The 14,292-nt window shown below is 68.5% G+C and carries 12 protein-coding genes; 5 read left to right on the top strand and 7 right to left on the bottom strand.

What is annotated here, in order from left to right; genetic code table 11:
- A partial coding sequence (locus AC1DOC_RS03270; protein ID WP_478129397.1) for an ABC transporter permease subunit occupies positions 1–1,456 on the bottom strand: 1,456 nt, incomplete at its 3' end.
- Positions 1,453–2,493 carry an amino acid ABC transporter substrate-binding protein gene (locus tag AC1DOC_RS03265; protein ID WP_418145364.1) on the bottom strand — a complete coding sequence of 347 codons (1,041 nt, stop codon included), beginning with the start codon at positions 2,491–2,493 and terminating at the stop codon, positions 1,453–1,455. The genes AC1DOC_RS03265 and AC1DOC_RS03270, both read right to left, overlap by 4 nt.
- 169 nt (positions 2,494–2,662) lie before the next feature.
- On the opposite strand from AC1DOC_RS03265, the gene AC1DOC_RS03260 reads away from it, so the two are divergent.
- Entirely contained in the window at positions 2,663–3,058 is a 396-nt protein-coding gene (locus tag AC1DOC_RS03260) for a DoxX family protein (protein ID WP_012748049.1), read from the top strand.
- A 51-nt stretch (positions 3,059–3,109) separates the two neighbouring features.
- On the opposite strand, the gene def is transcribed toward AC1DOC_RS03260, so the two are convergent.
- The 5 genes from def to smc form a co-directional block, all read right to left on the bottom strand.
- The gene (def, locus tag AC1DOC_RS03255) at positions 3,110–3,649 is read right to left on the bottom strand and encodes a peptide deformylase (RefSeq protein WP_012748050.1); all 540 of its coding nucleotides are present in this window, start codon (positions 3,647–3,649) and stop codon (positions 3,110–3,112) included.
- 33 nt (positions 3,650–3,682) lie between these two features.
- The gene (locus tag AC1DOC_RS03250) at positions 3,683–4,123 is read right to left on the bottom strand and encodes a hypothetical protein (RefSeq protein ID WP_012748051.1); all 441 of its coding nucleotides are present in this window, start codon (positions 4,121–4,123) and stop codon (positions 3,683–3,685) included.
- Positions 4,124–4,231: 108 nt separating this feature from the next.
- The gene (gene ligA, locus AC1DOC_RS03245; protein WP_478080385.1) at positions 4,232–6,316 is read right to left on the bottom strand and encodes an NAD-dependent DNA ligase LigA; all 2,085 of its coding nucleotides are present in this window, start codon (positions 6,314–6,316) and stop codon (positions 4,232–4,234) included.
- A 22-nt stretch (positions 6,317–6,338) separates the two neighbouring features.
- A complete protein-coding gene (locus tag AC1DOC_RS03240) occupies positions 6,339–7,442 on the bottom strand; it encodes a cell division protein ZipA C-terminal FtsZ-binding domain-containing protein (RefSeq protein ID WP_418145369.1) in 1,104 nt (367 codons plus the stop codon).
- A gap of 12 nt (positions 7,443–7,454) precedes the next feature.
- Positions 7,455–10,970 (bottom strand): chromosome segregation protein SMC, encoded by a 3,516-nt coding sequence (gene smc, locus AC1DOC_RS03235; RefSeq protein ID WP_478129396.1) that lies wholly within the window; start codon positions 10,968–10,970, stop codon positions 7,455–7,457.
- A gap of 113 nt (positions 10,971–11,083) precedes the next feature.
- Here smc and AC1DOC_RS03230 point away from each other — a divergent pair, with 113 nt between their 5' ends.
- From AC1DOC_RS03230 to AC1DOC_RS03215, 4 genes are all read left to right on the top strand, one after another.
- Positions 11,084–11,845, top strand: a complete 762-nt coding sequence (locus tag AC1DOC_RS03230; RefSeq protein WP_018904510.1) for a hypothetical protein — start codon at positions 11,084–11,086, stop codon at positions 11,843–11,845.
- A gap of 62 nt (positions 11,846–11,907) precedes the next feature.
- The gene (locus AC1DOC_RS03225; protein ID WP_418145371.1) at positions 11,908–12,237 is read left to right on the top strand and encodes a helix-turn-helix domain-containing protein; all 330 of its coding nucleotides are present in this window, start codon (positions 11,908–11,910) and stop codon (positions 12,235–12,237) included.
- A complete protein-coding gene (locus AC1DOC_RS03220; protein ID WP_412511039.1) occupies positions 12,234–13,532 on the top strand; it encodes a type II toxin-antitoxin system HipA family toxin in 1,299 nt (432 codons plus the stop codon). The genes AC1DOC_RS03225 and AC1DOC_RS03220 overlap by 4 nt, the downstream gene beginning before the upstream one ends.
- A 65-nt stretch (positions 13,533–13,597) precedes the next feature.
- A complete protein-coding gene (locus tag AC1DOC_RS03215; protein WP_012748058.1) occupies positions 13,598–14,290 on the top strand; it encodes a P-loop NTPase family protein in 693 nt (230 codons plus the stop codon).
- Positions 14,291–14,292 lie beyond the last annotated feature (2 nt).

The raw sequence follows: 14,292 nt of genomic DNA, 5'->3' as shown, positions 1-14,292 counted from the left end.
GCACATCGGGCTGCCAGCCCGCGGGCCAGAGCAGCGGCAGCAGGAACGAGGCCATGAACAGCACCGAGATCAGCGGCACGCCGCGCACCAGCTCGATGTAGCTCGCACTGAGCGTGCGGACCACCGGCCAATCCGAGCGGCGCCCGAGCGCGAGCAGCAGCGCGAGCGGAAAGGCCAGCGCGAGGCCCACCACCGCCAGGCCGACGGTGAGCGGCAATCCGCCCCAGCGGCTGGTCGGCACGGGGGCGAGGCCCGCCACGCCGCCGCGCATCAGCAGCACGAACAACAGCAGCGCCGCAGCCCAGAGCGGCGCCAGCCACCAGCGCCAGCTGCGCGGCCAGGCGCTCAGCACAGTGACGGCCGACAGCACGGCCACGGCAATGGCCGGGCGCCATTGCTCTTCGTAGGGAAAGCGGCCGAACAGCATCGGCCGCCATTTCTCGGCCACCACGCCCCAGCAGGCGCCATACTGCACCGCGCGGCAGGCTTCTGCGTCAGGCCGGAAGACGGCGTGCAGCACGCCCCATTCGACCGCGTGGTAGCCGCCCCATGCCAGCAGCGCGAGCAGCAGCACGGTCGCCAGCGCCGTGGTGTTGGCCACCGACACCAGTTCCGGATAGCCCACGGCCACCGCGAGCGATGAATTCTTGACGAGGCTCAGCAGCTGGTTGGTGAGCGAGGGCACGATCACCCGCAGCGCCTGCGGCAGGATCACGATGCGCAGCTGCTGCACCGGCGCGAGTCCCAGCGCTTGGCCCGCAAGCACCTGCCCCTGCGGCACCGAGAGGATGCCGGCGCGCACGATCTCGGCCACGAACGCGGCCGAGTAAAAGGACAGGCCCGCGACGATGGTCACGTACTCCGGGCTCAGCGCCGCGCCACCGCTCACGCCGAAGTCGCCGCGCTCGGGCCAATCGAAATGCGTGGGCCACCAGCCACCCTCGCCCGACGCCGGCCAGGGCACGCTCAGGCCGCCCTTGCTGAGCCACACGCCCGGCAGCAGCCGCACGGGTTCGGTCGGATCAGGCAGCAGGWTGGCAATCGCAAAGGCCAGCATCAGCAGCTGCACGAGCAGTGGCACGTTGCGCAGCAGCTCGACATAAGCGGTGCAGATGCCGCGCAGCAGCACATGAGGCGCGAGCCGGCCGATACCGATCAAGGTGCCGAGCAGCACCGAAAAGATGGCGGCGGGCACCGAGGCGCGCACCGTGTTGACCAGGCCCGCAAGGAAGGCGCGCCAGAACGGCTGGCTGGCCTCGAAGCCGAGCCAGCCTTCGCTGATGGAGAAGCCCGCAGGCTCAGTAAGAAAGTCGAAGCCCGAGCGCACGCCGCGCGCCCGCAAGACCTCGAGCGCATGGTTCACGACCCAGGCCGCGCCGGCCACCACGGCCAGCACCAGCAGCGCCTGGACGACCCAGGCCAGCCAGGCGCCGCGGCGCGAGGCTCCGCTGCTCATCGAACCGGTGGTGCGTAGATCAGGCCGCCCTTGTTCCAGAGGTTGTTCGAGCCGCGCGGCAGCTTCAGGACCGACTTGGGGCCCACGTTGCGCTCGAACATCTCGCCGTAGTTGCCGACGGCCTTGATGGCGCGGAACGACCAGTCCTTGTCCAGGCCCAGCAGCTTGCCCAGGTCTTCGCCGGCGCCCAGCAGGCGCTGCTGCGCCGGGTCCTTGCTGCTCGCCTTGAGCTCGTCGGCATTGGCCTGCGTGACGCCGAATTCTTCTGCCTCGATGAGCGCGTTGGGCACCCACTTGGCAATGGCGAACCATTCGTCGTCGCCGCGGCGCACCAGCGGCGCGAGCGGCTCCTTGGAAATGAGCTCGGGCAGGATGACGTAGTCGTCGGGGTTCGGCGCTTCCTTGTTGCGCAGGCCCGCCAGCGCCGAGGCGTCGGTGGTGAAGGCCTGGCAGCGGCCCGAGAAGAAGGCCTTGAACGAGGCCTCGAAGCTCTCGAACACCACCGTCTTGACCGGGATGTTCTGCGCGCGGAAGTAGTCGGACACGTTCTTCTCGTTGGTGGTGCCCGACTGCGTGCAGATGGTCGCGTTCTTGAGCTGCTTGGCGCTCGTCACCTTGAGCTTCTTCGGCACCAGGAAGCCCTGGCCGTCGTAGTAGGTGATGGTGGTGAAGTTGAAGCCCAGCGACGCATCGCGCGTGAGCGTCCAGGTGGTGTTGCGCGCGAGGATGTCGATCTCGCCGGCCTGCAGCGCCGAGAAGCGCTGCTGCGAATTGAGCGGCACGAAGTCGACCTTCTTCGGGTCGCCCAGCACGGCCGCCGCAATGGCGCGGCAGGTGTCGACGTCCAGGCCCGACCAGTTGCCCTGCGTATCGGGCGCGGAAAAGCCGGCCACGCCATTGGTCACGCCGCACTTGACGGTGCCGCGCTGCTTGACGGCATCGAGGGTCTTGCCGGCAAAGGCGGGAGCGGCAGCGGCAGCGGCAAGTGCTGCAACGGCTGCGGCTACAGCCAGTGCGGGACGGAATCGGTTCTTCATTGGTGTGTTCTCCTCAACAACAAGCAAAAGCCAGTGTACGAGGCTGTGCGCCACTCTGCCAAAGAACGGGCGGTTGGATGCATATGCCGCAAGCGCCGGTCCGGTGTTTTTCTTGGGCGCCGCATTCACTAACATACGGGCCTTCAATCACTTCACCAGGAATCTGCACATGACCAAATCCGATGACACCGGCAAGCTCGTTCTGCGCGTCGCGCTCGGCATCCTCATCCTGCTGCACGGCATTGCGAAGGTCGGCAAGGGCGTCGACGGCATCGGCGGCATGCTGGCATCCCACGGCTTGCCGGCCGCCATGGCTTACCTGGTCTATGTGGGCGAGATCCTTGCGCCCGTGCTGCTCATCGTGGGCCTGTTCACCCGTCCGGCTGCGCTGATCGTTGCGCTCAACATGCTGGTGGCCATCTGGCTCGTGCACCGGAAAGACCTGGGCGCACTCAATGGCCAGGGCGGCTGGGCGCTGGAACTGCAGGGCATGTTCCTGTTCTCGGCACTTGCCATTGCGCTCTTCGGCGGCGGCCGGTTCGGCCTTGGCGGCAAGTACAACTGAAGGAAGAAGGAAGGAAGGCACGCGGCCGGCGGCGTGCCGGCCGTTCTTTCGTCACTCGTCGTCGTTCGCGTCCAGCCCTGGAAACAGGACATCGGTATAGCCGAAGCGCGAGAAGTCGCGCACCCGCATCGGATAGAGCTTGCCCAGCAGGTGATCGACTTCATGCTGCACCACGCGCGCATGAAAGCCGCTCGCGACACGGTCGATCGGATCGCCGTAGGGATCGAAGCCGGTGTAGCGGATGTTGGCAAAGCGCGGCACCACGCCGCGCAGGCCCGGCACCGAGAGGCAGCCTTCCCAACCCTCTTCTTCCTCGTCGCCGATCGGCGTGATGACCGGGTTCAGCAGCACGGTGCGCGGCACCGGTGGCGCGTCGGGGTAGCGGGGGTTGACCACGTCGGTGCCGAAGATCACGAGCTGCTGGTCGACACCGATCTGCGGCGCGGCCAGGCCCGCCCCATTGACGGCCAGCATGGTCTCGAACATGTCGCGCACCAGCAGGTGCAGTTCGTCGGTGTCGAAGGCAGCCACCGGCTGTGCAATGCGCAGCAGCCGGGGGTCGCCCATCTTGAGGATTTCGCGGATGGCCATGGCGGGATTATCGCGAGCGGCCCCGCCGCGGCGTCATGGAGGGGTTTGTCCCTTGGAGTCGGGCGACGACCACAGCCGCGACGCGCCGCGCGGCGGATCCGGCCGGTATTGCGGCAGCGGCGACACGCCGGCAGCCGGCGGCCGTGCGCCACCGCCGCCGCCCCAGCCCGGGCGAGAAGGCACGGGCACGGGAACCGGCACTGGCACCGGACGCGCCACCGGGTAGCCCGGGCGCCCGTAGTAGGGCCTGCCGCCGTAGTAGGGCCGGTCGTGGTCGTAATAGCGGCGCCCGCCTTCGTAGTAGCCGCCGCCCTGGATATAGACCGGCGCCGGATTCACCACCACCGGATCCGAGTAGTACGGCTGCGAATAGCCCCCGCTGTAGTAGGGGTCGCCAGGAACAGCCACGCAGCCGCCAAGCAGCGCGAAGCCGCCGATGGCGACACTGATACCGAGAACACGAATTTTCTGCATGAGGGACTCCTTGTCAGCCTTCAGTTTTCAACGCCAGCTTGTAGGCCCTGTTGACTGCGGTGGTGTGAAGTCGCGTAACTGCCGGTAAGAACCGCGCTTCACCCCCCTTCAACCCGGCGCACCGCCGGCGAGCAGCTCCAGCATACGCGCCTCGTCGATCACCTCCACGCCGATCTCGCGCGCCTTGTCCAGCTTGCTGCCGGCTTCCTCGCCGGCCACCAGGTAGCTGGTCTTCTTGCTGACGGAACCCGCCACCTTGGCGCCGGCTGCTTCCAGTTTGTCCTTGGCTTCGTCGCGGCTCAGCGTAGGAAGGGTGCCGGTGATCACGAAGGTCAGCCCCGCCAGCGGCTTGGGCGCCCGGGCGGCGGGTTCGCCCTCCTCCCAGGTCAGCCCGCAGGCGCGCAGCTGCTCGACCACTTCGCGGTTGTGCGGCTGGTCGAAGAAGGTGCGCAGGCTTTGCGCGACGACCGGGCCCACGTCGTTGACTTCCAGCAACTGCTCCTCGCTCGCATCCATGATCGCGTCGAGCTTGCCGAAGTGCTTGGCCAGGTCCTTGGCCGTGCTCTCGCCCACGTGCCGGATGCCCAGGCCGAACAGGAAGCGCGGCAGCGTGGTCTTCTTCGAAGCCTCGAACGCATCGACAAGGTTCTTGGCCGACTTGTCGGCCATGCGGTCCAGCCCCGCCAGCGTGGTGAACCCGAGCTTGTAGAGGTCGGGCAAGGTGCGGATCAGGTTGGCATCGACCAACTGCTCGACCAGCTTGTCGCCGAGCCCGTCGATGTCGACCGCGCGGCGCGCCGCAAAGTGCAGGATGGCTTCCTTGCGCTGGGCCGCGCAGAACAGGCCGCCGGTGCAGCGGTAGTCGACCTCGCCCTCTTCGCGCAGCGCTTCCGATCCGCACACCGGGCACTGGTGCGGCATGGTGAAGAGCAGGCCCCGCTCGCCCTCGGGCCTGGCGAGGCTTTCGGGCACCACGCCGACCACTTCGGGGATCACGTCGCCGGCCCGCCGCACGATCACCTTGTCGCCCACGCGCACGTCCTTGCGGCGCGCCTCGTCCTCGTTGTGCAGCGTGGCGTTGGTGACGGTCACGCCGCCCACGAAGACCGGCGCAAGCTTGGCCACCGGCGTGAGCTTGCCGGTACGCCCGACCTGCACCTCGATGCCCAGCACCTCGGTGATCTGCTCCTGCGCCGGGTACTTGTGTGCCACGGCCCAGCGCGGTTCGCGCGAGACGAAGCCCAGCCGCCGCTGCAGCTCGATGCTGTCGACCTTGTAGACCACGCCGTCGATGTCGTAGGGCAAGGCATCGCGCTGGCGCCCGATGTTCTCGTGGAAGGCGATCAGTTCGATGGCGCCGGTCGCGCGTGCGGTCTGCGTGGCCACCGGAAAGCCCCAGGCGTGGAACTGCTGCAGCCAGTCGAACTGGGTCGGAAATTCCGGCCCGCCTTCGCTGGCCGGCGTGACCTCGCCGAGGCCGTAGGCAAAAAAGCTCAGCGGCCGCGCCGCCGCAATGGCCGGATCGAGCTGGCGCACCGCGCCSGCCGCKGCATTGCGCGGRTTSACGAAGACCTTYTCGTTCTTCTGSCCGGCCGCGATCTTYTCGCGCTGGCGCTCGTTGAGTGCCTCGAAGTCGGCGCGCTTCATGTAGATCTCGCCGCGCACCTCGACCACGGGCGGCGCCTTGCCATTGAGCCGCAGCGGAATCTCGCGCACCGTGCGGATGTTCTGCGTGACCTCCTCGCCGACCTCGCCGTCGCCGCGCGTCGCGGCCTGCACCAGCACGCCGTTCTCATAGCGCAGGTTCATGGCCAGGCCGTCGAACTTGAGTTCGCAGACGTACTCGACCTGCGGCCCGTCCTCGGCCAGGCCCAGTTCCTTGCGCACGCGGGCATCGAAGGCGCTGGCGCCGCCGGGCGAGATGTCGGTCTCGGTGCGGATCGACAGCATCGGCACCTTGTGGCGCACCTTCACGAAGCCTTCGAGCACCTTGCCGCCAACGCGCTGCGTGGGCGAATCGGGCGTGCGCAGTTCGGGGTATTCGGCTTCCAGCGCCTGCAGCCGCTGGAACAGCCGGTCGTACTCGGCGTCGGGCAGCTCGGGCGCATCGAGCACGTAGTAGAGATGGGCGTGCTTGTGGAGCTGTTCGCTCAGTGCGGCGGCTTCGCGTGCCGCTTCGTCGCGCGTGGTCATGGGTGTCTCCCGAACGATCGGATCAGCTGAAAAGGCGGCGCGCCAGGGGCGAGCCGGCGGCCAGGTCGCGCGACTCGAGCGTGTCGTAGAGCTGCTCGAGGTCGGCGCCGATCGCATCCATGGTTTCCTCGCGCAGCAGCTGGCCGTCGCTGTCGGTGACCACGCCGTCCATCTCGCGCGCCAGCGTGGCGGCGGCTTCGCGCATGCGGCGGAACGGCTGCTCGGCGCGGTCGACCTGCGGCACGTCCAGGCTCAGGCTGAGTTCGCGGATGGCCGACTGCGCCGGATCGTCGGCCAGCGCGGCCTGCGTGTCGAACGAAAGCCCGAGGATCGGCGGCAGCCCGGCCTCGCTCGTCGGCAGCACCATGCGACCCGGGATGATGCCCGCCACAAAGCCCAGCCGCGCCGCGTTCTGCTGCACGTAGCCGGGACTCCAGGCGGCATGCAGCGCGCGCAGCACGAAGCCCAGCTGCGCATCGTGCGCGCTGGCGAACTGGTCGAGCTCGCGGGCGCGCGCCACCTCGTCGAGCATTTCAGGAAATTCGAGCGCGCCGTTGACGGCATCGGCAAAGGCCTGCGCCTTGACCACGAATTCGGAATACTCGATCTCGTTGAGCGCACCGGTGCGGTTGGCCAGCTGCACACCCACCTGGAAGGCGCTGTAGCGCTGGCCCGGCACGGGCGGCTCCCACTGGCCGGTGTGTTCGTTCAAGCCCTCGATGGCCACGGGCTTGCTGCCCGCGCGGCGCGTGGGCGGCATGGCGGCGATGGCCGCGTCGCCCGATGCGAGCCCGTCCAGCGACACCGGCGCGATCACGTCGATCAGCGGATCGAGCCCGCCGCGCCGCTCGGCCGCGGGCACCGGGCTCGCGCTGGGCGCGGGCAGGTCGGGGTCGAACAGCGGTTCGTGGCGTTCATGGCCCGGCGTCGGGTGCGGATCGATGTGCAGCATCGGCTCCACGCCGTCGGACGAGGACGATGGCCGATGGTCCGCCTCGGACAGGTCGCGGTCAGCGGCGTCGGGCTGGCGCGGCGCATTGCGGCGCGAGGTCAGGGTGTTGTAGGCAACGACGGCCGCGAGGACGAGGCCGCCGAGGATGGCCAGGGCGAGAGTGAGATTGCTCATGGGCTGCCCGGATCAAGCAGCCTCGACCATGGAGGCGGCCGCTTCCATGTCGACCGCGACGATGCGCGAGACGCCCTGCTCCTGCATGGTGACGCCGATCAGCTGCTCGGCCATTTCCATGGCGATCTTGTTGTGGCTGATGAAGAGGAACTGGGTTTCGCGGCTCATGGCGGTCACGAGTTTGGCATAGCGTTCGGTGTTGGCATCGTCCAGCGGCGCGTCCACTTCGTCGAGCAGGCAGAAAGGCGCCGGGTTGAGCTGGAAGATCGCGAACACCAGCGCAATGGCCGTGAGCGCCTTCTCGCCGCCCGAGAGCAGGTGGATGGTCTGGTTCTTCTTGCCGGGCGGCTGCGCCAGCACCTGCACGCCGGCGTCGAGGATCTCGTCGCCGGTCATCACGAGCCGTGCATTGCCGCCGCCGAACAGCTCGGGGAACATGCGGCTGAAGTGCTCGTTGACGATCTTGAAGGTGCCGCCCAGCAGGTCGCGCGTCTCGGCGTCGATCTTGCGGATGGCGTCTTCGAGCGTGCCGATGGCCTCGTTCAGGTCGGCGGACTGCGCATCGAGGAAGGTCTTGCGCTCGCTGGCCACGGCAAGCTCGTCGAGCGCCGCCAGGTTGACCGCGCCCAGCGCGACCACTTCGCGGTTCAGGCGGTCGATCTCGCCTTGGAGGCCGGTGAGCCGGACCTTGTCGGCTTCGATCGACTGGGCAACGGCCTCGAGGTCGGCGCCGGCGTCGTCCAGCAGCTGCTGGTATTGCTCGACCCCCAGGCGCGCGGCCTGTTCCTTGAGCTGGAATTCGGTGATGCGCTGGCGCAGCGGATCGAGTTCGCGCTCCAGCTGCAGCCGGCGTTCGTCGCTGGCGCGCAGCTTCAGCGTGAGGTCGTCGTACTGGCTGCGCGCCGCACCCAGCGCGGCCTCGCGCTCGAGCTTGAGCGCCAGCGCGTCCTGCAGGCCGGCCTGGGCCGCCGCATCGGACAGGCGGCCGAGTTCGGCGCGGGCGCGCTCGTCTTCGTCGGTGAGCGACAGCACCTGCTGCGATGCGGTTTCAATGGCGCGGTTCAGTTCGCCGCGGCGGGCTTCGAGCGTGCGCTGCGAGAAGGTGGCCTCCTGCGCCTGCCGCTCGAGGCTGCGGTGCTGCTCGCGGCTCGCGGCCAGCGCGCGGCCGGCCTCGATCACGCGTTCGTCGAGCTGCGCGTGGCGCTCCTGGCTGTCGGCCAGCTGCATGTCGAGCTCTTCGAAGCGGCCTTCGGCGGCCATGCGCTTTTCCTGCAGTTCTTCCAGTTGCGCGTCGACCTCGGCCAGGTCGGCAGCCAGCTGCTCGCTGCGCGCGCGCGTCTGCTCGGCGAGCTGGGTCATGCGCAGCGTCTCGACCTGCAGTTCATGCGCACGCGATTGCGTTTCGGCCGCTTCGCGGCGCGCCGTGACGAGGCGCTGCGCCGCATCGGCGTAGGCGGCTTCGGCGCGGACCAGCGCGGTGCGCGCCTCTTCGCTGATGAGGGCCTGGGCGCGCAATTGGCGCTCGAGGTTTTCCATTTCCTGCTGGCGCGCCAGCAGGCCGGCCTGCTCGGAATCGGGAGCGTAGAAATTGACGCTGTGCGAGAACACGGCGTGGCCGCTCTGCACATAGATGACTTCGCCCGGCTGCAGCGTGGCGCGCTGCGCGAGCGCTTCTTCGAAACTCTGCGCGGTGTAGCAGCCGTGCAGCCAGTCGGTCAGCAGGGCCTGCAGGCCCGCATCGTTCAGGCGCAGCAGGCTCGACAGGCGCGGCAGCGCGGCCGTACCTTGCGGCGCGCCGGCCGCGGGCGGGCTGTAGAACGCGAGCTTGGCGGGCGGCGCATCGTTGCCGAAGGCGCGCACCATGTCGAGCCGGCTGACCTCGAGCGCGCCCAGGCGCTCGCGCAGCGCCGCTTCGAGCGCGTTTTCCCAGCCCTGCTCGATGTGGATGCGGCTCCACAGCCCCTGCATGCCTTCGAGCCCGTGCTTGGCGAGCCAGGGCGCCAGCTTGCCATCGGTCTTGACCTTTTCCTGCAGCGCGCGCAGCGCTTCGAGCCGCGCCGAGAGCTCGGCATGGCGCGCGCCTTCGGTGTTGACGGCCTGCTGCTTGGCGCGGCGGTCGTCGTCGAGCTGCGGCACCGATTCCTGCAGCTCGTGCAGGCGCGCATCGGCCTCGCTCGCGGTTTCCTGCGCGGCCGCATGCTCTTCCTGCAGGGCTTGCAGGCGCGCCTCGTCGGGCGCGGCCAGGGCGTTCTGGTCGGCGCGCAGGCGTTCGCTGCGCTGCGTGAGCTGCCGGCTCTGCTCTTCGATGTTGCGCTGGTCGGCGGCCAGCACCTGGATCTGCTGCTGCACCTGCGAGACGGTGCTGCGCTGGGCGTTGGCCTCGTCCTGGGCGCGCTGCACGGCTTCCTCGAGCTCGGGCATGCGCGCGTCGTGCTCCTCGAGCTGCGCGGCCAGCAGCACGGCCTGCTCTTCCGCGTCAACGCCCTGGCCGGCCAGGGTTTCGATCTCCGCCTCGGCCTCTTCGCGGCGGCGGCCCCATTGGCCCATCTGCTCGCGCAGCTGGACCAGCCGCTGCTCCACGCGCTGGCGGCCTTCGACCACGAAGCGGATCTCGCCTTCGAGGCGGCCCACTTCGGCGCTGGCTTCGTAGAGCTTGCCCTGGGCCTGGTTGACCTGGTCGCCGGCCGCGTAGTGGGCCTGGCGCACGGTTTCGAGTTCGGATTCGATGCGGCGCAGGTCGGCGGTGCGCGATTCGAGGTCGTTGATCGCCTTTTCCGAGTCGGCCTTGATCTTGGCCTGGTCGGCATCGCTTTCGCTGCGCTTGAGGAACCACAGCTGGTGCTGCTTTTTGGTGGCTTCGCCCTGCAGCGCGTTGTAGCGCGCAGCCACCTCGGCCTGCTTCTCGAGCTTTTCGAGGTTGGCGTTGAGTTCGCGCAGGATGTCTTCCACGCGCGTGAGGTTCTCGCGCGTGTCGCCCAGGCGGTTCTCGGTTTCGCGCCGGCGCTCCTTGTACTTGGAGAYGCCSGCSGCCTCTTCGAGGAACAGGCGCAGCTCCTCGGGCTTGGACTCGATGATCCGGCTGATCGTGCCCTGGCCGATGATCGCGTAGGCGCGCGGTCCGAGGCCGGTGCCCAGGAACACGTCCTGCACGTCGCGGCGGCGCACCGGCTGGTTATTGATGTAGTAGCTGCTGGTGCCGTCGCGCGTGAGCACGCGCCGCACGGCAATTTCGCCGAACTGGTTCCACTGGCCGCCCGCGCGGTGGTCGGCGTTGTCGAACACCAGTTCCACGCTCGAACGGCTGGCCTGCTTGCGCGTGGTCGTGCCGTTGAAGATCACGTCCTGCATCGACTCGCCGCGCAGCTCCGACGCGCGCGACTCGCCCAGCACCCAGCGCACCGCATCCATGATGTTCGACTTGCCGCAACCGTTGGGCCCGACGACGCCGACCAGTTGGCCCGGCAGCAGGAAGTTGGTGGGTTCGGCGAACGACTTGAAGCCCGAAAGCTTGATGGAATTGAGACGCACGACTTGTCGGCCTGCCTTGGCATGACGCCAAGGTATTGATTTGTAAGGAAAATTGCACGGACCTGCCGTTCGAGACAGGCCGCCGCCCCAGCCGTGGATGATAACGTCAGGGCATGAGCGATTCCCTGGTTTCATCACCTCTTGCCGTGCGCCGCGGCTGCCTGCTGGCCGGTGCGGCCGCCCTGCTGGGCCTTGGCGGCTGCGCGGCCGTGCGTTCCACCGATCGCGCCGAGGCCTATAGCAACCAGGAATGGTTGCAGTCCAGCGCCAACCGCATTGCCAACCTTTCGCTGCGCGACAACCTGCAATCGATCCGGCGCGTGCAGACCACGCTCTACCGGCGCAATCCGCGCGAATGGCGCAAGTCGGCCGCCAGCGTCGAGGCGGCCGCCCAGCGCGCCTGGGATGCGGTGCTGACCGGCCCTGCCCTGCCCGAGCTGCGCGGCGCCACGGGCATCGACGCCATCCGCATGGCTTTCGACACCGGGCCGCAGGGCTACCAGGGCGACCGGGTCGCGGCACTGGTCGTCGGCTGGGCCACCATGCTCAAACAGGCCAACGGCGACACCTGGGACCAGACCATGCTCGACGGCGTCAATGCCGAGAACAGCTTCCGGGCCGCGCGCAACTTCGAGATATCGCTCTGGCTGATTGCCTCCAAGACCGGCCCCGACGGCCAGCCGCTGCTGTTGGCCACCGAGATCAGCGAGCGCGGGCGCAACCTCGTGGCCGACCGCGAACTGTCCAAGGTGGTGGCGCGGCTCGACCTGCTGGCCGCCCAGGCCGACGAGAAGTACCGGCGCGCGGCGCTCGATTTCGGGCAGAACTGGGTCATGGGCGTCGTGATGCCCTTCTTCACGCTCATTCCCCGGTAGCGATTGCGGACACTCCCTCAGAAACATATTTCCGAAATTGTGGTTTGCGGTAATATATTTCCGTGAACAAGCAGGAACTCATCACCGCCCTGGCAGCCCGGCGCGAAGCCGCGGGCCTCGGCAACGCAGAGATCGCGCAGCGCTCCGGCCTCACCGAACGTTCGGTGCGCAATGCGCTGAGCCTGAAGGGAAATCCGCAGATGTCCTCGCTGCTGGCGCTGGTGGATGCCTTGGGGCTCGAGCTGCAGCTCGCGCCCAAGGGCTTCGGCGAACGCGCGGACACCGAGCCCGGCTATCGCCCGGTGCCCACGCGCATCGGCAACGCCGTCGGCGCTGCGGCGGTGCCGCCGGCTCCGGCGTCCGGGCCGCGTTCGAAAAAGCCTTCGCCATGAACGTCAAGATCCTCGAGATCTCGCTCGGCGCGCGCCGCTTCGGCAAGCTGTTCCAGTACGCGGACCTCTGCCGCTTCGTGGCGGAGCCCGAACTGGTGGCCGCGCCGCCGCCCGAGGTGCTGTCGCTGTCGATGGTGGCCAGCGATCCTTCCGCGCAGTCGGCACTGTGGAGCGACGTCAAGAACCCGCTCTTCAACGCACAGGGCGGTCAGCTGCCGCGCTTCTTCCAGAACCTGCTGCCCGAAGGCGTCCTGCGCAGCCACATCGCGCAGCTGCGCGGCTGCCGCGAGAACGACCATTTCGAGCTGCTTGCGGCCTGCGGCGGCGACCTGCCCGGCGCGGTGAGCGCGCGGCCGGTCTCGGTCGACCGCGGCACCTTGCAGCGGCTCATCACCCAGGACCAGGACGCGCTCGAGATGTCGGTGGTCGAGCTGCCAATGCCGCAGGGCATCTCGGTGTCGGGCGTGCAGCCCAAGCTCGGCCTGCGCCGGCAAGGCGGGCGCTACGTGGCCCGCACCCGCGCCGGCGCGAGCACGCGCGTGATCGCCAAGCTGCCGCTGGCCGGGCGGCCCCACATGCCGCAGCTGGAAATGCTCTCGCTGCAGATGGCGGGTGCGGCCGGCGTCGAGGTCTGCCATGCCGAACTCGCGCCGCTCTCGGCCATTGCGGCCGAGCACAGCTACGCGCTGCCCGACGAGCCCGACTTCCTTGCCGTGACGCGCTTCGACCGCGAAGGCGCGCGCCGCATCCATTTCGAGGATTTCGCGCAGGTGCTTGCGGTCGACCCGATGCACAAGTACAGCGCCAGCTACCTCGACATGGCGCTGGCGATGCGCGCCTTTCCATCGCTCGGCGAGGAAGCGGTGCTCGAACTCGTGCGGCGCCTTGCGGTGAACGACCTGCTCGGCAACCCCGACGCGCATCTGAAGAACTTTGGCGTGCTGTACCCCGACGGCATCGCGCCGCGGCTGGCGCCGGCCTACGACATCGTGGCCTATGCGGCGCTGCAGGGCGTCGACGGCCATGCGCTGCCTCTTCTGCCCGCAACGCCTGGCGAAGCCGCGCCCAGGCGCAGCGCCCTGTTCACGCCCGCCAGCGTGCGCGCCTTCTGCTTCTCGGCCGGGCTGCACGAGCCGCTGGTGCGGCGCACCGTGGCCGACACGGCGCGGCTCGCGCGCAGCCGCTGGCCCGCGATGATCGAGGCATCGGCGCTGCCCGCCGCGTGGAAGAAACGGCTGCAGCAGCGCTTGCAGGCACATCCCTTGCTGCAGGGGATGGCGCGGCGCGGCAAATAGAAAAGCCCGCCCCCTAGAATGATCCGGCCCTTCACTCCTCCACCCTTTCGAGGCAGCAGCAACTCATGAGCTCCATCAATTTCATCGGCGGCGAAAAAGGCGGTGTCGGCAAGTCGGTCACGGCGCGCGTGCTGGCGCAGTACTTCATCGACCACAGCAAGCCCTTCACGGGCTTCGATACCGACCGCTCGCACAGCTCGTTCACGCGCTTCTACGAAGGCTTTGCCTCGCCCATCGTGGTCGACAGCTTCGAGGGCCTGGACACCGTGGTGAACGGCTTCGAGACGAATCCGCAGCAAAGCGTCATCGTCGACCTGGCGGCCCAGACGCTCGCGCCGCTGTCGCGCTGGATCAAGGAATCGGACCTGTTCGACGTGTTCGACGAGTTGGGCGTGGCCGTCAACTTCTGGCACGTGCTGGACGACGGCAAGGACTCCACCGACCTGCTCGGCACGCTGATCGACACCTTCGGCAACCGGCCCAACTACATCGTGGTGCAGAACTACGGCCGCGGCAGCGACTTCGGCATGCTGCTGGCGTCGCAGTCGCTTTCCAAGGCCACCGCGAACGGCGCCCGGGTGATCACGCTGCCGCGCCTGCATGAGGCGAGCATGCGCAAGATCGATGCGCAGAACACCAGTTTCTGGAAGGCCGTGAACGACCGCGAAGGGCCGCATGCGCTGGGCCTGCTGGAGCGCCAGCGCGTGAAGTCCTGGCTGGCGACCGCCTACGCGGCCTTCGACACCCTGCCGCTCTAGCT

It is taken from the genome of Variovorax sp. 01T439_2, from assembly GCF_056398445.1.
Note: the sequence above shows the minus strand (reverse complement) of the source record. Positions and strands in the feature narration are given on the sequence as shown.